This is a genomic window from Mastigocoleus testarum BC008 (assembly GCF_001456025.1).
Taxonomy (GTDB): Bacteria; Cyanobacteriota; Cyanobacteriia; order Cyanobacteriales; family Nostocaceae; genus Mastigocoleus; species Mastigocoleus testarum.
In genome coordinates this window covers 120433-144958 of sequence record NZ_LMTZ01000083.1, presented here as the reverse complement: position 1 = coordinate 144958, position 24526 = coordinate 120433, and the positions used below count along the sequence as shown (strand labels likewise).

At 36.6% G+C, this 24526-nt stretch carries 10 protein-coding genes and 1 tRNA gene; 8 read left to right on the top strand and 3 right to left on the bottom strand.

Features of this window, described 5'->3' with window-relative positions; all coding sequences use genetic code 11:
* The first annotated feature begins 636 nt into the window (after positions 1-636).
* The 4 genes from pdhA (at position 637) to fba (ending at position 4444) form a co-directional block, all read left to right on the top strand.
* Positions 637-1671 carry a pyruvate dehydrogenase (acetyl-transferring) E1 component subunit alpha gene (pdhA, locus tag BC008_RS13310; protein ID WP_027847037.1) on the top strand — a complete coding sequence of 345 codons (1035 nt, stop codon included), beginning with the start codon at positions 637-639 and terminating at the stop codon, positions 1669-1671.
* A 190-nt stretch (positions 1672-1861) separates the two neighbouring features.
* Positions 1862-2734 (top strand): aldose epimerase family protein, encoded by an 873-nt coding sequence (locus BC008_RS13300; protein ID WP_027846659.1) that lies wholly within the window; start codon positions 1862-1864, stop codon positions 2732-2734.
* 167 nt (positions 2735-2901) lie between these two features.
* Positions 2902-2973, top strand: a tRNA-Lys gene (locus BC008_RS13295).
* Between the two features lie 391 nt (positions 2974-3364).
* Positions 3365-4444, top strand: a complete 1080-nt coding sequence (gene fba, locus BC008_RS13290; RefSeq protein WP_027846658.1) for a class II fructose-bisphosphate aldolase — start codon at positions 3365-3367, stop codon at positions 4442-4444.
* A 226-nt stretch (positions 4445-4670) separates the two neighbouring features.
* Here fba and BC008_RS13285 read toward each other — a convergent pair whose 3' ends face one another.
* The 3 genes from BC008_RS13285 to BC008_RS13275 all read right to left on the bottom strand — a co-directional run bounded on the left by BC008_RS13285 (position 4671) and on the right by BC008_RS13275 (position 7617).
* Positions 4671-5558 (bottom strand): SH3 domain-containing protein, encoded by an 888-nt coding sequence (locus BC008_RS13285; RefSeq protein WP_036268733.1) that lies wholly within the window; start codon positions 5556-5558, stop codon positions 4671-4673.
* A 593-nt stretch (positions 5559-6151) separates the two neighbouring features.
* Positions 6152-6964 carry a carbon-nitrogen hydrolase family protein gene (locus tag BC008_RS13280; RefSeq protein WP_027842676.1) on the bottom strand — a complete coding sequence of 271 codons (813 nt, stop codon included), beginning with the start codon at positions 6962-6964 and terminating at the stop codon, positions 6152-6154.
* Positions 6965-7236: 272 nt separating this feature from the next.
* Complete coding sequence (locus tag BC008_RS13275) at positions 7237-7617, bottom strand: hypothetical protein (RefSeq protein ID WP_027842675.1); 381 nt, start codon at positions 7615-7617, stop codon at positions 7237-7239.
* A gap of 646 nt (positions 7618-8263) precedes the next feature.
* Here BC008_RS13275 and BC008_RS13270 point away from each other — a divergent pair.
* The 4 genes from BC008_RS13270 (at position 8264) to BC008_RS13255 (ending at position 24519) form a co-directional block, all read left to right on the top strand.
* A complete protein-coding gene (locus tag BC008_RS13270; protein ID WP_027842674.1) occupies positions 8264-13789 on the top strand; it encodes a trifunctional serine/threonine-protein kinase/ATP-binding protein/sensor histidine kinase in 5526 nt (1841 codons plus the stop codon).
* 118 nt (positions 13790-13907) lie between these two features.
* A complete protein-coding gene (locus BC008_RS13265; RefSeq protein WP_027842673.1) occupies positions 13908-19553 on the top strand; it encodes a trifunctional serine/threonine-protein kinase/ATP-binding protein/sensor histidine kinase in 5646 nt (1881 codons plus the stop codon).
* 166 nt (positions 19554-19719) lie between these two features.
* Positions 19720-22470: a hybrid sensor histidine kinase/response regulator gene (locus BC008_RS13260; protein ID WP_027842672.1), complete on the top strand. Its 2751-nt coding sequence runs from the start codon at positions 19720-19722 to the stop codon at positions 22468-22470.
* Positions 22471-22875: 405 nt separating this feature from the next.
* Entirely contained in the window at positions 22876-24519 is a 1644-nt protein-coding gene (locus tag BC008_RS13255; protein WP_027842671.1) for a response regulator, read from the top strand.
* Positions 24520-24526 lie beyond the last annotated feature (7 nt).

The window sequence follows — 24526 nt, the reverse complement described above, 5'->3', positions numbered from 1 at the left end:
AAGATTTACAGATAAAGCTGAAATTACCAAAGCTCTTAAGAATAAACAAAAATGCGATTGACGATGATTCTTAAGAGCATTGAGATAAAAATACTGAGTTTAATCTATATCAGATGGGAAATATGACTGGAGCTAAATAATTTATGACTTAAATTTATGACTTAAGGTTTGTGAATTAAGGTTTTAGCTTAAGGTCTTATAGCGGATTGCAACTAAGTGAGGTACAGTTCAAAAACTGAAAGTCAGTTATAAAGCAGATTCTACTCCTGACTCCTGTCTTCTGACTCCTGAATTCTGCTGTATATTGTTCCAAAACTTTTATTGGAAGTAAGGTTTGCGTAAAAACCGATGGAAGTGAAGACGGACATTCGTCACAATGCGTCGTAATTCTTCATTCAACTGCAAGTTACTTCCCTCAAGTCAACTCTTGTAAATATATTGCATACGACTTGACGATCATTTTTTCTTATCTCAATTATTAAGCCAAACTAGATTGAAAAAACAAATAAATAAATTATGATTGATAACTACAATTGATTGAAACGGGTCAAACTGTGGGAAATCGCAGCTAAAAATCAATAAAATTAGTTTATCTAAAATGGTAACTTTAAATTTTATAGGGGAACTGGAGAAATAATGGTTCAAGAACGCACACTACCGAACTTTAATGCAGCCACAGCCCAGATAACCAAACAGGAAGGATTGCGGTTATACGAAGACATGGTTTTAGGGCGTGTGTTTGAAGATAAATGCGCTGAAATGTATTACAGGGGCAAAATGTTTGGTTTTGTCCACCTTTACAACGGTCAAGAAGCGGTTTCAAGCGGTGTTATTCAAGCAATGCGACCCGGTGAAGATTTTGTTTGTAGCACCTACCGCGACCACGTACACGCCCTCAGCGCCGGTGTCCCAGCAAAAGAAGTCATGGCAGAACTTTTTGGTAAAGCCACAGGCTGTTCTAAAGGACGGGGTGGGAGCATGCATATGTTCTCTGCTGAGCATAAACTCTTGGGAGGTTACGCCTTTGTCGCCGAGGGAATTCCCGTTGCTGCAGGTGCAGCCTTTCAATCTAAGTACCGGCGTGAAGTTTTGGGTGATGAAAATGCCGATCAGGTCACAGCTTGCTTTTTTGGCGATGGGGCTTGTAACAATGGTCAGTTTTTTGAAACCTTAAATATGGCAGCATTATGGAAACTGCCAATTATTTTTGTGGTAGAAAATAATAAGTGGGCAATTGGTATGGCTCACGATCGCGCTACTTCCGACCCAGAAATTTACAAGAAAGCCAGCGTATTCAACATGGTTGGAGTGGAAGTCGATGGAATGGATGTCTTAGCAGTCCATGAAGTGGCAAAAGAAGCTGTTGCTCGCGCTCGGGCGGGAGAAGGTCCTACACTAATTGAAGCTTTGACTTATCGTTTCCGGGGTCATTCCTTAGCGGATCCAGATGAAATGCGGACCCAAGACGAAAAAGAATATTGGTTTTCCCGCGATCCAATTAAAAAGTTTGCAGCTTATCTTCAAGAGCAAAATTTAGCTTCTCAAGGAGAAATCAAAAGTATTGATAAGAAAATTCAAGAACTTATTGATGAAGCAGTAAAATTTGCTGAAAGTAGTCCCGAGCCAGATCCTAGTGAACTATATCGCTTCATATTTGCTGAAGATAATTAAAAAATTGGGTAATGGTTAATTAATTGGTAATGGGTAATGGGTAATGGGTAATTGGTAATTTGTAATTACCAATTCCGAGTCTGTGCTCCCTAATCCCCAATCCCCAATCCCCAATCCCCAATCCCCATATGCCGCTTGCGGCGCACGCAGTGCTATCCCCAATCCCTAATCCCCAATCCAAAAAAAAATCGTGTTTTCTATTTCTCTTCAACAGAAACAGTACAAAACTTATATCCTCAGCGATCGGACTACTGATTCCGAGTTGGAAGTTGTTCCGGAACGTGGTGGTATCATCACAAAATGGCGCGTTGGGGGTAAAGATATTCTTTACCTGGACGAACAAAGATTTGTAGACCCACAATTAAGCGTGCGTGGTGGAGTTCCAATTTTATTCCCCATTTGTGGCAACTTACCCGATAATACCTACACTTACGAAGAGCAACAGTACACCCTCAAACAACATGGTTTTGCTCGTAATTTACCTTGGAAAGCCCAAGGAATTGTTAGTGATGAAGGAGTAAGAATTAAACTAACTCTCAATAGTTGTGAGCAAACAAGGTCAGTTTATCCATTTGATTTTAGCTTGTGCTTTACTTACAAAATTCATGGTGAGACCTTAGAAATTCAGCAGTGCTATTCTAATCTTTCTAATTCTGCACCAATGGTATTTTCCACTGGTTTCCATCCATATTTCCTAACTACCGATAAAACTCAGCTACAGTTTGAAATTCCTTCATCGGAATATCAAGACCAAAATACCAAGGATATTCACAAGTTCAACGGAAAATTTGACTTCGAACGAGATGAAATTGATGTGGCGTTTAAGCAATTAAATAGTCAATCAGCTACTACTATCGACCATAGTCGTAAATTGAAATTAAAATTCGATTACGATGATACCTTTTCAACTTTAGTTTTCTGGACCCTTAAGGGTAGAAACTTTTATTGTTTAGAGCCTTGGAGCGCTCCACGTAACTCTTTAAATACTGGTGAAAGTTTAATTACTCTGGAGCCAGAAGCTGACTACTTGGCTACTTTTCGCTTGACCGCAAATTTTTTCTAGATTTTTTTCAAAATCTTTTACCAAATTTGAAAAGTTTATGCTATTATTCGATAGTCGCTGGTTGAAAACGAGAAATCAATTGAAACCAAATAGTACCATATATTTAATGGTAACTATTATGAAAGTGACAAATTCAGATCTAATAGATATAAATTTAATAGGTCAACGGGTCGCTAACTCAACGGTAGAGTACTCGGCTTTTAACCGATTAGTTCTGGGTTCGAATCCCAGGCGACCCATATGAAAATCAAATCCAAACTATTTGTTTTGAATTAATTGTGATTTTAAGATATTGATAGTTTTTAAATATTCTGATTTTGCGTATTTTTAGGCCAAAAAACATTAATTTTGCAAGGTTCTAATTATGTAAGAGTTTTGAACTAGAAAATTTTAATCTGGAAAATATGAGTTCTACAGAAAATAAATTTACAAATATGAATCTACAGAAATAAATCTATAAGGTTTTAAGGGGTCGTCAAAGCGTTTATCCTTGTCCAGCTTAAACTTGCTTAACAGAAGTACACGTGACTAGTTATAATTTCCTATAAGTTGAAAATTATCTTAAGATAAACTTAAGTATTACGCTCGTCTTATAAGGACTAGCTAATCACGACATTAGGAGGAATATTTATGGCGCTCGTACCAATGCGGTTGCTGTTAGACCACGCTGCGGAGAATGGTTACGGCATCCCGGCTTACAATGTCAACAACATGGAGCAGATCCAGGCAATTATGCAGGCTGCTAACGAAGCAGATAGTCCAGTAATCCTCCAAGCATCTCGCGGTGCTCGGAAGTATGCCGGAGAAAACTTCCTGCGTCATTTGATTTTAGCAGCAATCGAGACCTATCCACATCTTCCCGTTGCTATGCACCAGGATCATGGTAATAGCCCAGCGACTTGCTACTCTGCAATTCGCAATGGCTTTACCAGTGTGATGATGGATGGTTCCCTCGAAGCTGATGCTAAAACACCAGCAAGCTTTGAGTATAACGTCGCAGTCACCGCCGAAGTCGTGAAAGTGGCTCACTCGGTTGGTGTAAGTGTTGAAGGAGAATTAGGCTGTTTGGGTTCTCTGGAAACCATGCAAGGAGACAAGGAAGATGGACATGGTGCTGAAGGAGTTCTCACCAGAGAGCAACTACTTACCGACCCTGATGAAGCAGTTAGCTTTGTTGAGCAAACACAAGTTGATGCATTAGCAGTTGCAATCGGTACGAGCCATGGTGCTTACAAATTTACTCGTAAGCCCACTGGTGAAATTTTAGCAATCAGCCGAATTGAAGAAATTCACCGTCGTTTACCCAATACTCACCTCGTGATGCATGGTTCCTCTTCCGTGCCTCAAGAGTGGTTAGATATGATTAACCAGTACGGTGGTAAGATTCCTGAAACCTACGGCGTACCTGTTGAAGAAATTCAAAAGGGTATCAAGAGTGGTGTGAGAAAAGTTAACATCGATACTGATAACCGCTTAGCTATCACAGCGGCGTTTAGAGAAGCAGCAGCGAAAGATCCTTCTAACTTCGATCCTCGCCACTTCCTCAAGCCTTCAATCAAGTACATGAAGCAAGTTTGTCTCGATCGCTATCAAGCGTTTGGTACTGCTGGTAATGCTAGTAAGATTAAGCAAATCTCTCTAAATGATTTTGCAGAGAAGTATTCTAGCGGCGAACTTGATGCTATAACCAAGAAAACTGCTAAAGTTTAGCTTTCGCCGTACTTAGGTAGGTAGAGACACTCGATTGGTAGTGTTTCTACTTCATTGAGGATTTAAATCTAATATTTGAGCAAACCTGGAAATTTTGAAGTTCCCGGGTTTTTTGTTTTTTATTAAAGGGAACAGGAAACAGCGCAAATACCTCGTGCCTTTTCAAAGAAGTGCGGAAAAGAGTCAAGTCAGAATTTCCTGTTCCCAGTTCTCTATTCCCAGTTCTCTAAAACTTCAGTAAATCGCTACGAATCCAGCCTTGATTTCCTGAATCCTTAGATTCTACTTGAAACCAAGCATAGCCATCATCACTTCTCTTTTGTTGAAGAATTTTAACTAGATCGCCATTTTTGGCTGCATAGAGAATAGGAGACTGAATGGATGGATACAAACGAACATTAACTTTTTGTCCAGAAGTTTGGGTAGAAACAGATGCGGAAATGTTGGATATAGTTTCCCATCTCAATACAATTTTGGGCGAATCCTCTCGATCTGCTAAATATGCTCTTCCTGAAATCTTAGCTGTTGAAGATATTAAGCCACCTTTGATGTATTTATTACCACTAAATCGGGCCAATACGTATGTCGGTTGACCTAGATAATGTTTTTTACGTGGGAGAATCAAATTATGCCAGCCATTTGTTTTGCGATCGCTGACAATAATCGAACTCCCATATACACCACCGATCTGGGATACTAAGCGATAATTATTTCCTACTGGCTGAAAGATAAAAATATGACATTCATCAGAATTACACAACTCAAGATTTTCTAAATAAACAATAGCTTCTTTTTTACCATCACCATTTAGATCTACTTTGTTGTAGCTGTATTCTACACTTTCTTCTAAAGGAGTTATTACGTCTTCGTTTAATAGAGCTCTATCTAATCCATGTTCTCGTCTATTCTCAGAGGTGTAAGATGTGATGTTGAATTTTTGAGCGATAAGATTCTGTTCATGGAAAGAATTAATTGTATTTATTAAATCTTCTACTTTAAAATTTTGTTCAGTGTTACTACTAGTTACTGCTTGACTTGCTCGAACATTACCCAAGAAACTAGCTAGAACGCCCAGAGTAATAAACTTAGCCTTTGCAGATAACCTTAGAATCATGAAGTAATCGTAAAATAAATCACAATGTTATTTTATGTGTTAAAAAAAAAACAACAAGTATTCGTAACAACATTTATACAATCCTTTAACTTTAGTTACCAGTTAGTATTTATCACTGGACTTTTAAATAAATAGAGCTTAAACGAAGATAATGAGGAAAAAGTACTAAAAACTATCCCATATGCCGCTAAGAACGCGCGACATTTAGCTGTTAGCGGCTAGCGTAAGCCTACCGGACCCGCAGGTAAAGGCTCCGGATCCGTAGGTAGGCAGCTATAGTTATAGCCTCTAGCTATGGGTATTGCACCATGTGTTCACGTAGTGCCTTCAAAACGCGTGGCGTAGCCAAGTTCAGCAAAGCTGCCTCTTATACCAAATCCGATTTTTAAAACCCCTTTATATTTTTTGGGATTTCCCCCACACTTCTCACACCTCCCACACTTCCCTCTCTCATTCTAAAAAGGGGTAATTAACCCGGACTTAGTATTACAGGGGGCAAAGCTGCGGCGGCACGCAGCGCTATCACCGAGGGGAGGTTAGACTAGACGCCCATGTTCAGCTTTGTCTATATTTCTAGTAGGTATTTAAAATTTCTAGAATACACGATGTTGTAAACTAGGCATTTGTCTGCGTACCTGTTCAATTCTGGCAGGATTAATTTCAGCAATTGCAACTCCTGGTTTTTCACCAGCATCAGCTAAAACTATTCCCCAAGGATCGATAATCATCGCATGTCCGTGGGTTTGACGACGGGCATAGTTAATTCCTGTTTGGGCTGGAGCGATTACATAACAGGTATTTTCAATTGCGCGTGCTTGTAATAATACTTGCCAGTGGTCTTTGCCGGTAAAAGCAGTAAAGGCTGCCGGGACAAAAATAATATCCGTACCTTTTTCAGATAAGTGTCTGTATAATTCAGGGAAACGTACATCATAACAGACAGATAGTCCGATATTGCCAAGTGTTTCAGAAGAATAAACAGAAGGCAGTTCGGTCCCCGGCATTACTGTAATCGATTCTCGGTAGGTGTTACCATCAGGAACATTCACATCGAATAGATGAGCTTTTTGGTAGCGGGTTAGTTCTTGACCGTTAGGATCGATTAATAATGCTGTATTGAAAACTTTGTCTTTCCCTTCCACAGGTACCGGAAAACCACCACCCAATATGTTAACTTGATACCGCTGTGCCATTGTTTTGAGAAATTTCTCGGTTTCCCGAGCAATTGTTTCGGCTTGCGCTAGCTTCTTTTGATCTTCTCCCATAAAAGAAAAATTTTCTGGTAAGCCAACAAGTTGAGCGCCTTGACGAACTGCTATTTCAATTAATTCTTCCGCTTGTACCAAATTTTCTTTTAACTCAGGTACGCTGGTCATTTGAATGGCGGCGGCGAGATAAGACTTCATAGATCGAATAATTAAAGCGTGGAATATTCAAGAAATTATTCTTAGGACTTATGCCACCCAGGAAGCGTCCTAACAGAGGATGCTCTATCGAATATCAAGGGTTATATAAGGTTTTTGCTTCTCCCAAGCCCTCATATTTATTCGACTCTGTGCATAAGTCCCGATTATAAGAGAATATCCTTAATTTAGAAATTTTCCGAACTTGAAAATTGGGGATCGACAATCGGTACAGACAGACTACAAATTGTGAAGGAAAAATGAATAATTATAAATTAGTTATTCAAAGATTTAATTTTTCTGGTTACCTGATATTTTCTAGTGTCGTGATTTTCACTTCTATTTTCAATTTTTATGCGATTATCATTCGAAGAGTTCATATTTAATTCTGCTAATATATCTTGCTTGATTTTTTCCATCTCATCTCTTCTCACAAATTTTCTCACTTCAACAATTTGAGTATTATCCTTTAACAAAATATAAACAGTCAGAATTCCATATTCTTTACTCATTTCTTTTAGTCTCTCCAAACTACTTGGGATTCTGCTATTTGGTTGATAATCCCTTGAGTTGAAATGCTCAGTAGTTTGAAAATCAAAGCGAATAACTTTAATCGAATTTACTTCTACGAGATTATCTATGACTTCAATAAACATTATGTTAGCCTCCCGCGCTCCCTGTAGATTTGTATGGTATAATATCCACACTTAAACACTACAAAAGACTGCATTTATATTAATTTCTTCTACATCAACATACCTTATTTTGTTAACAGAGAAAATAAGGTATGTTGTAAATAAAAGTAACTATTTTGTTTAGATAAGTAGAGTTAATCAAAAATTTAATAGGAAGTGTTTTGATTTTGGGATGTATTTTAAAAATTAATTGATATCTGCAACTTACATAAAGTAGGTATTCATTCGAAATATCTGGGATAAAAATTGTTTCCTGTTAGGATTAATTTGCTTGTTATTATTCACCATCCGGTTTATGGGAATACTAGATTTCAGAAACAACAGCTAACAAAAGTAGTAGTTTGGGGTAAAGGTCTAGGGTTATTTGTGAGTTATTCAATAGTCTAAAAACATAGTGAGATGTGAATGTATCTTCCAAGCCAGAGGAAGGAACTGAATTTGAGATTGTATTTCCGCTCCAATGTGCACAGCTATTTTAATAAAGCCAAGCCAAATAGTGAGTGTTAACGAATATCTAATTTGTGGGAATCATAATGAGGTGTAGAATTACTGCGCACTGCTTCTATGAGAGAAGTACATGGCTAAGCTGCAACAAGGTAAAGCATAAATGAATATTGTGTGTCGTTCTCCGATTATTCCCGGATATCAAATTCGCGAACAACTTTATGCAGGTTCAAGAACAAAAGTATATCGAGCATTGCGAGAACAAGATTCCTTGGCTGTAGTTATAAAACTCCTCAACTCTGAATATCCAAGCTTCAACGAATTATTGCAATTTCGTAACCAGTATGCGATCGCCAAGAACCTCGATATTCCCGGTGTCATTCATCCTTTATCATTGGAAACTTTTGGTAATGGTTATATTCTAGTGATGGAAGATAAGGGGGAGATATCATTAGATGAATATATCAAAACCCACAGACTTTCCTTAGTTGAATTTTTGTCTTTAGGAATCCAGTTAGCTGATATTCTCCACAATCTTTACCAAAACAAGGTAATTCATAAAGACATCAAACCAGCAAATATTCTCATTGACCCCGAAACGAAACAGATTCAATTAATTGACTTTAGTATCGCTTCATTACTTACTAAAAAAACCCAAGAAATCAAAAGTCCTAATCTATTAGAAGGGACTCTGGCGTATATTTCTCCGGAACAAACAGGAAGAATGAACCGAGGGATAGACTACCGTAGCGATTTTTATTCCCTTGGAATAACCTTGTTTGAAATGCTCGCCGGACAGTTACCATTCATATCTGACGACCCGATGGATTTGGTACATTGTCATATCGCTCAACAGGCATTTAGAATATCAGACATTAAATCAGAGATACCAGAAGTCATCAGTGAAGTGATTAGTAAGCTGATGGCGAAAAATGCCGAAGATAGGTATCAAAGTGCTTTGGGGTTAAAGCACGATCTAGAGACTTGTTTGTACCAATTAAAGGATAGTGGTGAAATTAGATATTTTGAAATTGGTCAGCGGGATGTGTGCGATCATTTTTTAATTCCCGAAAAACTTTACGGACGGGAAGTGGAAGTTCAAGAATTATTAGACGCTTTCAAGCGTGTTACCAATGGTAGTTCAGAAATAATGTTGGTAGCTGGATTTTCGGGCGTTGGTAAAACTGCAGTAGTGAATGAAGTTCATAAACCAATGACCCACCAACGAGGTTACTTTATTCAAGGAAAGTTCAACCAGTTCAATCGCAATATTCCTTTTTCTGCCTTTGTCCAAGCCCTACGAGATTTGATGGGACAATTATTATCAGAATCAGATTCCCAACGACTCAGATGGTGTACTCAGATTTTAGAAGCTGTTGGTGAAAATGGCCAAGTTTTGATTGAAGTGATTCCAGAACTTGAAGCTCTAATTGGTAAACAACCACCTGTATCGGAACTATCGGGAGCAGCTGCACACAATAGATTTAATTTGTTATTCCAAAATTTTATTGCGGTTTTTGCAAAAGCCGATCATCCACTGGTGATATTTTTAGATGATTTGCAATGGAGTGATGCAGCTTCAATGGAGTCCATCAAAATTCTTATGAGCAATAGTCATCTGCTGCTGTTAGGAGCTTACCGGGACAATGAAGTCTCTTCCGTACATCCATTAATGGCCCTGTTAGAGAAGTTCAAACAAGCAGAAGTGGTCATTAATACAATTACTCTCCAATCTCTTAGCTTTGATGATACAAGTCGCTTAGTTGCTGATATCTTGAATTGTTCAACCCCGTGCACGGATAAGTCAGTTTCGGCGCGATCGCGTCCCCTTACTGAATTTATTTTTCGTAAGACACAAGGTAATCCCTTCTTCACGACACAGTTGCTCAAGGCTTTATATCAGAACGGAAATATTAAATTTAATCGCGATGACCACTATTGGGAATGGGATTTGACGCAAATCGATGCATTATTCCTTACCGATGATGTGGTGGAATTTATAGCTGCTCTATTACAGAAATTATCCCCAGAGACACAAAAGGTTCTTAAATTAGCAGCTTGTATTGGCAATCATTTCGATTTGGAAACATTGTCAATTGTTTATAAAAAATCATACTATCAAACTGCCAGAAATTTATGGGAATCACTGCAAGAAGGATTAGTAATACCTCAGGGTGAGATTTATAAATTTTTTTCAGATGATTTTTTTACATTTGAATTTGACACAGAAAAATATGTTAATCAAGAAAGGTCAGGGAAAATTTTTTACAAATTTCTACACGACCGAGTACAACAAGCTGTCTATACATTAATTGAAGATAATCAAAAGAAGTCAGTTCACCTAAATATTGGCCGTTTATTACTGTCAAATCTTCAGTGTAAATCTCAAGAAGAAAGACTATTTGAAATAGTAGATCATTTAAATTTGGGACACGAATTAATTACTGAAGAACGCGATATAATCGAACTGATAAAATTAAATATTCATGCAGGTGAGAAAGCCAAAAAATCAACAGCTTATGTTGCATTTAGAGATTATTTGAGAATTGCTCAAGAATATATTGGGAAGAGTGGATGGGATGATAACTATGAACTATCTTTCAATATTCATAGATTACTAGCAGAAGCTGAACAACTAAATGGTAATTTTCAGGAGTCAGAAAATTTAATATTATTATCCTTAGAAAAAGCACAAAAAAAATTAGAAAAAGCTGATTTATATAATCTTTTTATAATTCAATATACCATGATGGGTCAAGGTATCATGGCAGTAGATATTGGAAGAAAATCACTGCATTTATTCAAAATAAATTTACCGTCGACAGAAAATATTGAAAAATCTCTGCATAATTCTTTCCAGAATGTAACTTCAAAAATTCGAGATATTTCTTTTCAATCTTGGCTTGAATTACCAGAATCCACTGTTCCACAGCAAAGAATATGTCTTCAGTTATTAAATAGTCTTTTAGTCCCTTCTTATATCTCTCAACAAGAAAAGCTACATTTTTGGTTAGGGACGAAAATTGTAGAACTTTCTTATCAATATGGTACAGTGCCTGCTTCTGCTTACGGCTTTATTGTTTATGGAATGTTTTTAGGAACGGCTTTAGCTAATTATAAATTAGGGTACGATTTTGGATTATTGGGATTAAAATTGAGCAGAAAATATAACAAGTTAGATGATATTACCCAAGCTTGCTATATCTTTGGCAATAACGTCTATGCCTGGAATCAACCCCTCCAAGGAAGTGAGAAAATATTTGATGAGGGAATTCAAGCTGGACTAGCATCTGGAAATTTTCTATTTTTGGGCTATATTCTGATTTATAAGCTATTAAATCCATTTTATCAGGGAAAAAATTTAGAAGAAATTATATCTAATTTGCCAGAGTGTTTGTTATTTGTGCAAAAAAATAATCATCAGGTTGGAGAGGATTCAATCCTGGCACTCGATATGATAATAATGAACTTACTTGGACATACAAGTTCATTGGAATCATTCGATATTGATGGCTGCAGCGAACAAAAGTATCTAGAGAAATGTCAGAATAATCAAAGTACTTATGCACTCTGTCATTACTATATATTGAAGTCAATGTTGCTTTATTTATATGATAGAGTAACAGAATCCCTCTATTATTCTGAAGAAACAAAAAAAATAATTGCAGTCTTAGCCGCCAAATATCAGGTTGCAGTTCATATTTTTTATTATTCTCTAAATATTATCAGTCTTTATTCAAAAGCTTCAAAATCTCAACAAGAAAAATATTGGCATAAATTATCTGAGAACCAAGAAAAAATGAAACTTTGGGCAATGAATTGTCCAGAAAACTTCCAGCATAAATTTTTGTTGCTTGAGGCAGAAATAGCCCGTGTTACTGGGAAAAAAATCAAAGCAGTAAATTTATACGATCACGCCATTGGTAAAGCCAAAGAAAATAAATATCTTCAAGAAGAAGCTTTAGCTAACGAATTAGCAGCTAAATTTTACTTGAGTTGGGGTAAGGATAAAATTGCTGCGGTCTATATGCAAGGGGCCTGTTATTGTTACTCCCGTTGGGGTGCAAAGGCTAAAGTTGACCACTTAGAACAACAATACCCCTATCTGCTAGCAACTATCCTTAAGACTAATAACCTCAATATTAAAAATAGTGCAAACATAACTTCTACATCTATCGAAAATGTAATTAGAACTAGTAGCAGCCAGAATTTATCGTTAGATTTTCCGTCAGTAATGAAAGCAGCACAAGCTATTTCACAGGAAATTGAGTTAGAGAAACTGTTAACAACTTTAATGGAAACAGCGATCGCAAATGCTGGAGCCCAAAGCGGTCACCTTATTCTTTGTCAAGATGATAATCAATGGTTTGTAGTTATTCAAGCTGATAATAAACCTAAGCAAGTAAGTACATTTCAAGAGCAAGTACAAGGAGAACAGATACAGCATTTAGAAATCCCCCTCAAGCGATACCAGAAAATTCCCCAAAGTTTAATTGATTTGGTTAGATGCACCCAAAAAACAGCTGTTTTTGAAAACTTGAGTTCAGTAGTCCAATTTGCTGGCGACCACTATATAGTTACCCACAAACCCAAATCAGTTTTATGTATTCCAATTATTCGGCAAAAAAAACTCATCGGTATTTTATACCTAGAAAATAATTTGACCTTGGGTGCTTTTACTCTGGATCGAATCGAAATCCTTCAACTTTTGACTAGTCAAGCTGCAATCTCCATTGAAAATGCCCGGTTGTATCAGAAAACTGAAAATTATTCCCAAATTCTCAAATCCGAGGTGAAGCGAAAGACTCGAGCTTTGAACCAAAAAGCCCAGGATTTAGAACAAGCTTTGAGAACATTGCAGCGAACTCAAGCACAACTAATTCAAAATGAGAAAATGTCATCTTTGGGTCAATTAGTTGCAGGGATTGCTCACGAAATAAATAATCCCATTAGTTTTATTGAAGGTAATCTAAGTTATACAAAAAGTTATATCGAAGAAATGATAAGTTTGCTGGGACTTTATCAACAGGAATATCCCCAGCCAAGTTCGGTAATAAAAGGAAAGTGTGAGGAGATTGACCTGGATTTTCTATTTGAGGATGTGACTAAAATCATCAAATCTATGGAATCAGGTAGTAATCGCATCAAGCAAATAGTTTTGAGTTTACGTAACTTTTCTCGTTTGGATGAATCTGCAATTAAAGCAGTAGATATACACAGCGGGATTGAAAGTACTTTATTAATTTTACAAAATCGTTTGCAAGGTTCAGAAAATCAGAGAGAAATTAAAATAATCAAAGAATATTGTCATAATTTACCAAAAATAACCTGCTATCCCAGCGAACTCAATCAAGTTTTTCTCAATATCATCAATAATGCAATTGATGCGATTCGAGACAATACTCAAAGGGGTGAAAATCCAGAAATAGGGATTCGTACTAAAGCGATAGATGAAAAGTGGGTAAGTATAGGGATTGCTAATACAGACAGTACAATTCCAGTGAATATTCAAGAACGCATTTTTGAACCGTTTTTTACAACAAAAGCAGTTGGTCGGGGTACAGGTTTGGGGTTATTTGTGAGTTATTCAATAGTCCAAAAACATGGTGGAATTGTGAATGTATATTCCAAGCCAGATGAAGGAACTGAATTTGAGATTATACTTCCGCTCCAATGTGCACAGATCTGAGTTTCCAAGTATTGTTAGTAAACATATGTGTCATGGGAACACTAAAAAGGTGTAAATATGCTTCATCCAACTTCTTTTGGAGAAGTAATAGTCAAGCAGTAACAGAATTAAGGTATCAATGACTACCGTACTGTGTTCCCCAATTATTCCCAAATATCAAATTTGCGAACAACTCTATCAAGGTTCGAGAACAAAAGTATATCGAGCAATCCGAAAGCAAGATTCCTTACCTGTCGTCATCAAACTTCTTACCTCTGAATATCCTAGTTTTAACGAATTACTACAATTTCGTAATCAATATTTTATTACAAAAAAACTCAATGTTCCTGGCATAATTTCCCCTTTATCATTAGAAACCCATGGGAATGGTTATATCCTAGTGATGGAAGATAAAGGAGAAATATCTTTACGAGAATATATCAAAAATAATAATTTATCTCTTATAGAATTTTTATCAATTGCAATTCAGCTAACTGATATTCTCTACCAACTTTACCAAAACCTTATTATTCACAAAGATATTAAACCTGACAATATTTTAATTAATGCGAAAACAAAACAGGTTAAATTAATTGATTTTAGTATTGCATCTTTGTTATCAAAGGAAACCCAAGAAATAAAAAATCCCAATATTTTAGAAGGAACTCTCGCTTATCTTTCTCCAGAACAAACAGGAAGAATGAATCGAGGAATTGACTACCGTAGTGATTTTTATTCTTTAGGTATAACATTTTTTGAATTATTAACAGGAGAGTTACCATTCAAATCTGATGATGCAATGGAACTAGTGCATTGCCATATTGCACAAACTCTTCCTTCAATTGACAATGGTAATTTAGCAGCTAATGCTGAAAAGATCCCCCAGGTACTATCAGATATTGTCACCAAGTTGATGGCAAAAAATGCGGAAGATAGATATCAAACTGCTTTGGGGTTAAAGTATGATTTAGAAAACTGTTTGAAACAACTTCGAAGAACAGGAAAAATAAAAGACTTTCCAATTGCTCAAAAAGATGTTTGTGACCGATTTATTATTCCCGAAAAACTTTATGGTAGAGAAGCTGAAGTTAAAATATTATTGGAAGCATTTAACCGAGTTTCTGGGATAGAAAATAACTCTAATAACCATACTCTAGAAAAATATGCTAGTAGTTCTGAACCGAGCGACAGTCAATTAAAAAGCGAACTAATGCTAATCGCAGGTTTTTCTGGTATTGGGAAAACAGCGGTAGTCAAGGAAGTTCATAAACCTATAGTCAAACAACATGGCTATTTCATTAAAGGAAAATTCGACCAGTTCAATCGCAATATTCCTTTTTCTGCATTTGTGCAGGCGTTTCGGGATTTAATGGGGCAATTATTGAGTGAAAGTGATGCTCAATTATCAAGTTGGAAACATAAAATATTACAGGCATTAGGTGAGAATGGACAGGTAATTATTGAAGTTATTCCCGAACTAGAAAAAATAATTGGTAAACAACCTTCCGTACCAGAACTATCCGGTAGTGCAGTACAAAATCGGTTTAATTTATTATTTCAAAATTTCATTCAAGTATTCACTAGTAAAGAACATCCTTTAGTTATCTTTCTAGATGACTTACAGTGGGCAGATTCAGCATCTTTGAAGTTGATGCAATTACTTGTGGGTGAGTTAGAAACCAGTTATTTATTGATGATTGGTGCTTACCGAGATAATGAGGTTTTTTCCGCTCATCCATTAATTTTGACTTTAGATGGATTGAAGAAGACAGAGGCAAAAATTAATACAATTATCTTAAAACCTTTGAGTAAATCAAGTTTAACTCAATTGGTGGCAGATACTCTTAGCTGTAATCCTAAATTAGCCCAACCATTAACCGACATAGTTTACCAAAAAACCCAAGGCAATCCATTTTTTGCGACTCAATTTATCAAAGCACTATACGAGGATGGATTAATTTGCTTCGATTCTCAGGCAGGATACTGGCAATGTGATATTACTAAAGTACGAGAAGTAGGACTAACTGATGATGTAGTTGAGTTTATGGCTACTCAATTACAGAAACTTCCAACCGTAACTCAGGATATCTTGCAGTTAGCAGCTTGTATTAGCAATCAATTTGACTTAGCTACCCTAGCAATGATTTCAGATAAATCTGAAATTGAAGCGGCAGATGCTTTGTGGGAAGCTTTGCAATCGGGATTGATTGTGCCAGAAGGTGAAATGTATAAGTTTTATCTTAGGAATGATGGGGAATATCCACATACCAGCAACACCAAAAAAATCACCGAAAATGTATCTTACCGTTTTCTGCACGATCGCGTCCAACAAGCTGCTTATTCCCTAATTCCTGACAAGCAAAAACAAATAACCCACTACCACATTGGACAGATCCTCCTAGAAAGTATGTCTTCTGAAGCCAGAGAAGACCGGATTTTTGAACTAGTTAATCAATTGAATCATGGAACTGCTTTAATTATTGACGAAAAAGAGCTAGATGAATTAATCCGACTCAACCTCCAAGCTTGTCGCAAAGCTAGGAATGCTAGTGCCTATCAAGCTGGTCTTGAATATGCCAAGATTGGATTATCTTTGTTGGGGGACAAGGTTTGGCAGGGGCAGATTATTCCATTATCTTCATCTATGGATAACCCTGGAAATATCCCATTAACGGAAGATTCCACGATCAAAGAAGGAAAGTATGAAGAGAGTCTAGAATTTCATGAACTCGCTGCTGAATTGGCTTTTCTTTGCGGTGAATTCGAGGTAATGGAACAATTGATTGAGGCGGTCATCAAACATGCCGAATCAATACTAGAACAGGTTAATATTTACTTAATTCGAATTCAGGCAAATATTTCCCAGAATAAATTGACCAAAGCTATTGCGATCGCACAAGAGTTATTGCAACAGTTGGGTGTTAGTTTTCCGGAAACAATTACCCATAAAGAAATTCAAAATACGATTGCAGATATTGATAAACTAATCGACGGTCGAAAAATTGAAGATTTTGCTCATCTTCCAGTCATGAGCGAGCAAGAAAAAATAGCTATTGTTAGGGTTGCTAATAGTGTCATACCTATTGCTTGTATCTGTGGTTCTCCTTTGTATCCATTACTAGTTGTACTGTCAGTCAAACTATCGATTCAATATGGGAATATATCAGCTTCATCTGTTGCCTATGCTAGCTATGGCATTATTGCTTGTACACTCAAACAGGATGTTGATACAGGAGTAAAATTTGGTCAGTTAGCTCTTCAGGTTTTCTCGCAACTGGATGCTAAAGCCATCAAACCTGCGATATTTAATGCAATGGGGTTATTTATCCTACACCGTAAATCCCATCTTAAAGAAACATTACCGCTTCTGCAAGAGGGTTACAAAGTTGCACTCGAAGTTGGAAACCAGGAAATGGCAGGATATAATGCCAAAGCTATTTGTTTTCATTCTTTTTGGTGCAGTCAAACCCTTGGAGACCTAGAGCAAGAAACTCGCGCTTACTGCAATGGTTTGGTGAAATTGAATCAATTAGCTACTGCTGGTTGGTGTCAAATTTATTGGCAAACTATTTTAAATTTGTTGGGTCGTGGAGGACAGACAGCGAATATTTTGTCTGGAGAAGCCCTCCAAGAAGGAGAATTTTTACCTCTGCTAGTAGAAGCCCATGACTTTTTTGGATTATTTATATTCAATTTATACAAACTGATGCTTTGTTATTTGTTTGGGGAAATTGAAGCTGCTCAAAATCATGCAATTGAAGTCAGGCGCTATTTACTTGCTGCAGTTGGAATGGTTGCGGAACCAGCGTTTTATTTCTATGATTCTTTGAGTATTTTAGCTACTTTAAGTTCAGAATTGGAACATAAACCAGAGGTGTTTGTGCAGATAGAAGAAAATCAGACCCAATTGCATCAACAATGGGCACGCTATGCTCCTATGAATCACCAACATAAGGTAGATTTGGTAGAAGCAGAAAAATGCCGAGTCTTAGGACAAAAAGCAGAAGCGATTGATTTATATGACAAAGCAATATCCGGAGCTAAAGCCAATCACTACCTTCAGGAAGAAGCAATAGCTAAAGAGTTGGCGGCTAAATTTTACCTCGACTGGGGTAAAGAGAGAATAGCTGCAGATTATATGCAAGAAGCTTACTATTCCTATGCTCTTTGGGGAGCTAAAGCCAAAACTGATGACTTAGAAAAATGCTATCCCCAATTACTTGTCCCCATATTACGAAAGCAACATAATCAAATTAGATCGAGTGAAGCTACTTTCGAGCAGGGTAATCTATCTTCTTTTATCAATCAAACTCTTCAAACAACCTATTCAAGCAGTAGCACTATTTCCCAAGCTCTAGATTTTGCTACAGTGCTTAAAGCTTCACAAGCATTATCAAGTGAAATTCATACAGAAAAATTAATTTCTAAGTTAATGCAAGTGGTAATGGAAAATGCTGGGGCGCTCAAATCTGCTTTAATATTGCTCAAAGATAGCACTGCTATTCTCAAAGCATTAGCTACCCCTGAGCGGGGTGTAGAATTAGTAAACATACCATATCAAGAAAGTACAGATATTCCTACGACAGTACTTAACAATGTCAAACGTAGCTTAAAAATAGTGGTATTAGATGATGCTATACAACAAAACGATTTTTTGGCTGATTCATACTTAAGACAGCAACAACCTAAGAGTCTACTTTGTATGCCAATTTTGAATCAAAGTAAATTAATTGGGTTGTTATATCTAGAAAATAAATTAACTACTGGCGCATTTACACGGGATCGTGTTTCAGTTTTGAATTTGCTTATAACCCAAGTAGCAATTTCCCTAGAAAATGCCCAACTTTATGGCAAATTAGAAGACTATTCCCATACCTTAGAACAAAAAGTTAGCCAGCGTACCCTTCAACTAACACAAAAAGCAACTGAATTAGAGTCTACCCTAGAAAAACTTTACTCGACTCAAGCCCAACTTATTCAAGCTGAAAAAATGTCTGGTTTGGGGCAATTAGTTGCTGGTATTGCTCACGAAATTAATAATCCGATCAACTTTATTTACGGTAATCTGACCCCAGCAACTGAATATGTAGAGTCATTAATTGAATTAATTCATTTGTACCAAATATCCTATCCTCAGCCTTTACCAACCATTCAATCAAAAATTGCAGATATAGAACTGGATTTTTTGATTGATGATTTACCAAAACTGCTTGCTTCGATGGGAATAGGGGCACGGCGTATCAGTGAAATTGTTCTTTCATTGCGGAACTTTTCTCGCTTAGATGAAGCAGAAATGAAACCCGTCGACATTCACTCCGGAATTGATAGCACTCTTTTAATTCTGCAACATCAATTTACTTCAAATTCCCAACATGCAGAAATTGAAATCATTAAAAAGTACAAGCAAATTCCAAGAGTATACTGTTATGCTTCTGAATTAAATCAAGTATTTATGCATGTTATCAGTAATGCAATAGGTGCTTTGCTCCAAAAAATGGAGAATACCTCAAACTTTGATAAACCAAGAATTACTATTTGCACTTCACTTAAGGAGGACAGTAAGGTATTAATTAGTATTGCTGACAATGGTATTGGTATAAATAAGGCTATTTTAAATAAAATATTCGATCCATTTTTTACTACAAAGCCTGTTGGTAATGGCAAGGGTTTAGGACTATCAATTAGCTATTCAATTGTGGTAGAAAAACATGGTGGTAATTTGAGTTGTATTTCATCACCTTCAGAGGGAACAGAGTTTCTAATTGAGTTACCTCTCAAACAATAAAATACACAAACATATTTAATTTAATTTAATTTAATTTAAGCTTTTGGTAAATAAACCAAAATTGGATTAGCACAATTAACAGAATTACTTCCAATAATACCAATAATAATCGATGAAATATCAAATCATTTAGCCAAAAAATGTAAGTTTTTATGGGTAAAAATTTATGAATCGTTCTAAAAAAATATCTTTGCGACTATTGCTAGTTTTACCCTTTATTCTCCAAGTTTTCGCTGCCGTGACATTAACGGGGTGGTTATCCCTCAGAAATGGACAAAAGGCAGTTAATGAAGTTGCAGGTCAACTCAGAACTGAAGTAAGCGATCGCATTAAGCAAAGAGTTTTTACTTACCTCAACGATCCCCATCTGGTTAATGCTGTGATTGCTGAGGCTATGGAAGAAGGTCTGGTAGATATTAAAGATTTACCTGCCCTAGAGCGATATTTCTGGCGATTGGTAGATAAAAGAATTGTTAATTATCTTCAGTTTGGTAGTGCAGAAGGAAATGTTGTTGCAGTTGAACGCTGGAAAGATAATAAATTAGTAGCTAGATATCGAGATCCTTCCACTGCGCCGATTCGCGAGGTATACAGCCTCGATAGCAAAGGAAACCGTATCAAACTGATAAAGTCTAAAAAATACGATCCTCGAACTCGTCCATGGTACATCAGTACAGTTAAAGCTAACGGTCCTTTTTGGAGTCCATTTTATTCACGAGCAGCAACAAAAACTAAGGATCCTGTAGTTGCAACTTCACCTACTCACCCTATTTATGATAAATCTGGAAAACTGTTAGGGATTGTTCATAATCTCTTTGAAGTTGGTCAAATACGTGATTTTTTAGCAAGTATCAAAATTGGTCGTAGGGGACAAACCATTATTATTGAAAGAAATGGCAATATGGTTGCTAGTTCAAAGATTAAACAACCATATATTGTAAAGGGTAAGAAAGTTGGCAGAATAAACGCTGTAGATTCCAAAGATCCTATTATTAGCGCTACAGCTAAGTATTTATTTCAATACTTTGGTAACCTTAAAAATATCCAAAAAAGTCACCAATTAGAATTTGATTTTCAAGGTGAACGTCAGTTTATTGAGATATTACCTATTAATGATGGGCGAGGTATTGATTGGCTGAGTGTGGTTGTTGTTCCTGAATCTGATTTTATGGAACAAATTAATGCTAATACACGTACGACCATTTTATTGTGTTTTGCTGCTCTGGCTGTTGCCAGTATCTTGGGTATTTTTACTTCACGTTGGATTACAAAACCGATTTTGATCTTGAGTCAAGCTTCAGAAGCGATCGCTGCAGGTAAGCTAGATCAAAATGTTGGTAAATCCCAAGTCAACGAGATTGACATATTAGCCCAGTCTTTCAATCGCATGGCAAGCCAATTGAAATCTGCGTTTAGTGAACTGCACCACAGCAAGGAAGTGTTAGAACAACGGGTCGAAAAACGCACTCAAGAATTAAAAATAGCTAAAGAATCCGCAGATGCAGCCAACCAAGCAAAGAGCGAATTCCTTGCCAATATGAGTCATGAGCTGCGAACTCCTCTCAACGGTATTTTAGGCTATGCCCAAATTCTTAGTCGTGTCAAAACTTTTTCTGAAAAGGAACGGCATGGTGTCGGTATTATCCAACAATGTGGTACACATTTGCTGACTCTGATTAACGATATCCTCGACCTTTCTAAAATCGAAGCCCGTAAGTTGGAGGTTATTCCTAAAGCACTATACTTTCCCTCTTTACTCCAAGGTGTTGTGGAAATTTGTCGGATCCGAGCTGAGCAGAAAGGGATAGATTTTATCTATCAGCCAGATCCTAATCTACCTGAGGGAATTTACACCGATGAAAAACGATTACGTCAGGTGTTAATTAATCTTTTGAGTAATGCAATAAAGTTTACCCATCAAGGTTCCGTGAGCTTCAAAGTCGAAATAACTCAAAAACTCGAAACTAATTCACAGTATATTAACTTTCAAGTTGAGGATACGGGAGTAGGAATCTCCTCTAGCGAGCTAGAACAAATATTCCGACCATTTGAACAAGTTGGTGAGCGGTGTTCTCGCTCAGAGGGTACAGGTCTTGGTTTAGCCATTAGTCAAAGAATCGTTGAATTGATGGGTAGTAAAATTCAAGTTACTAGCCAAGTTGGAGTTGGTAGTAGTTTTAACTTTGAAATTGGCTTAAAACTTGCTGAAAATTGGACACAGCAACTGTCAATTAACCGCAGTCAAAAAATCATAGGTTATAACGGATCGCCTCGTCATTTACTAATTGTTGATGACAGATGGGAAAATCGTTCAGTTTTGATGGAATTACTCAAGCCACTGGGATTTGAAATTAGTGAAGCAGAAAATGGTAGAGAAGCTTTGGTTAAAGCTAAACAGCAGCAATTTGATTTGATTATAACTGACATCATGATGCCAGTAATGGATGGTTTTGAGATGCTCAAGCAATTACGTAATGATGAAGATATCAAACATTTAACTGTGATTGTTTCTTCAGCATCGGTATCAGAATCGGATCAAAATAAAAGCTTAGATGCAGGTGGTGATGATTTCATACCTAAACCTGTTAATGCTGAAGATTTATTTTCGTTATTATCTAAGCATCTCCAATTAAATTGGATCTATGAGGAAAATGAGGTGGAATTCAATTCTATCATCAGCGAAGATGAAGATGATGATGCACTACTTACTGCACCTCCATCGGAGGATTTACAAATACTACTAGATTTAGTCCAAAATGGTTTGTTGCTTAAATTAAGTAAAACTGCCGAACAAATGGGAAAAAATAGCGATCGCTATTTGCCATTTACAAAAAAAATTGCAGAGTTAGCTAAGCAATTTCAAGTAGAAAAACTTGAGATATTATTACAGAAATATATTAACTTGGAAAAATCCTAAAGCTATTCTAATTCAAAATATCAGGGGTTTACTTATAATTTTATCGGGAGTAATAAGATTCAATTTCTGGCTATTGTTAGCAGTTATGTAGTTTATGGGAACAATTAGAGAGTATAGCAACCCTAAATGAATCATGAATGAAATTTTAGTATTAGTAACAAATAGTACTATTATCTTACTCAGTAGCTAATAAGGAGTGAGATAATAGTACTAAATATTTATATATTATTATTTCTCACAAATGATTTAGGATTACTATATAAAGTTGTAAAACTATTGAATAAAATTGAATATAATAAAACCGAAAACTTATTTTAAAATCAAAAAATTAAAAAACAAGCTTATTATAAATAAACTTATTTCAAAGCAAATTTATATTTAATAACTCTTAAATTTATCTAAATTATGACTACAGAATTAATAGAATCAACTGGACTGATATTGATAGTTGATGATATTCCGACTAATCTAGATGTCCTTTCTGAAACCCTCAGTGCGGTGGGCTACGATGTGGCGATCGCTATTAGTGGACAGCGAGCCCTGAAACAATTAGAGCGTAAATTACCAGACTTAATTTTACTGGATATAAAAATGCCTGATATGGATGGTTTTGAAATCTGTGAAAAAATCAAAGCAAATCCCAGAACATCTAATATTCCTGTTATTTTTATGACAGCTTTAACGGACCTAGAGAGCAAAATGAAAGGATTTCAACTAGGGGCGTTAGACTATATTACCAAGCCATTTCAAGAACAAGAAGTATTTGCCAGAATCAAAACTCATCTACAGTTAAGAAGACTAACTCAAGACTTAGAAAAACAAGTTGCTCTTAAGGTCGTTTCATTACAGCAAGCCAAGCAAGCAGCAGAAGAAGCGAATATTGCCAAGAGCCAATTTCTTGCTAACATGAGTCACGAACTTCGTACTCCCCTCAACGCAATTTTAGGGATGACTGAAGGACTACAGGAGGGAGTTTTTGGTGAAATTAATCAGCAACAAATCAAAGCTCTACAAACTATAGAACGTAGTGGCTCCCATCTCCTGGAGTTAATTAATGAAATTCTCGATGTTGCTAAAATTGAGTCGGGTCAGCTAGAGCTAGATTTGACACCCACAGCTATAGGTCCACTATGCCAATCAAGTCTGACTTTTATCAAACAACAAGCTCTAAAAAAATCCATCCAATTGGAAATTAAACAATCCTTTCATTTACCTGAAATATCCGCAGACCAACGACGTATCCGTCAAGTATTAATCAATCTCCTTAGTAATGCAGTCAAGTTTACTTCGGAAGGGGGACGCATTACATTAGAGGTTAGTCTTCATCAGGGTATTGCTGACCCATATATGGCCAATTCCTTGCCTCAAACTTACTTACGAATAGCAGTAATTGATACAGGTATTGGTATTGCCCCAGAACATATCAAGAAATTATTTCAGCCTTTCGTTCAAATCGATAGCGCTTTAAATCGAAAATATGACGGAACAGGCTTGGGTCTTGCACTTGTTAAACGCATTGTTGAACTTCATGGAGGACATGTGGGAGTAACTAGTGAGGTGGGAATTGGTAGTTGTTTTACACTCGACCTACCCTGTAATAACACTTCTATACAATCTTTTACTAATCTAGAAAATTCTAACAGTAGTAGTTTAGGATTCCGCCAGCCCGAAGAGGAACTATCTTCCTTAATTTTGTTAGCTGAAGATAATGAAGCGAATATTAATACTATTGCCAGTTATCTAAAAGCTAAGGGTTATCGCCTTGTTTTGGCAAGAAACGGACGGGAAGCAGTTACTTTAGCCCGTTCGGAAGTCCCAAATTTGATTCTGATGGATATTCAAATGCCAGAAATGGACGGTCTAGAAGCTATGGAACATATTCGTTGCGAACCCGATCTAATCGATGTACCAATTATTGCTCTCACAGCCTTAGCCATGAACGGCGATCGAGAACGCTGTCTCGCTGCTGGAGCCAATGATTATCTCAGTAAACCCATCAAGTTGAAAAATCTCCTCAACAGCATTCAGCAATTGTTATCAAGTAATTAATTGAATA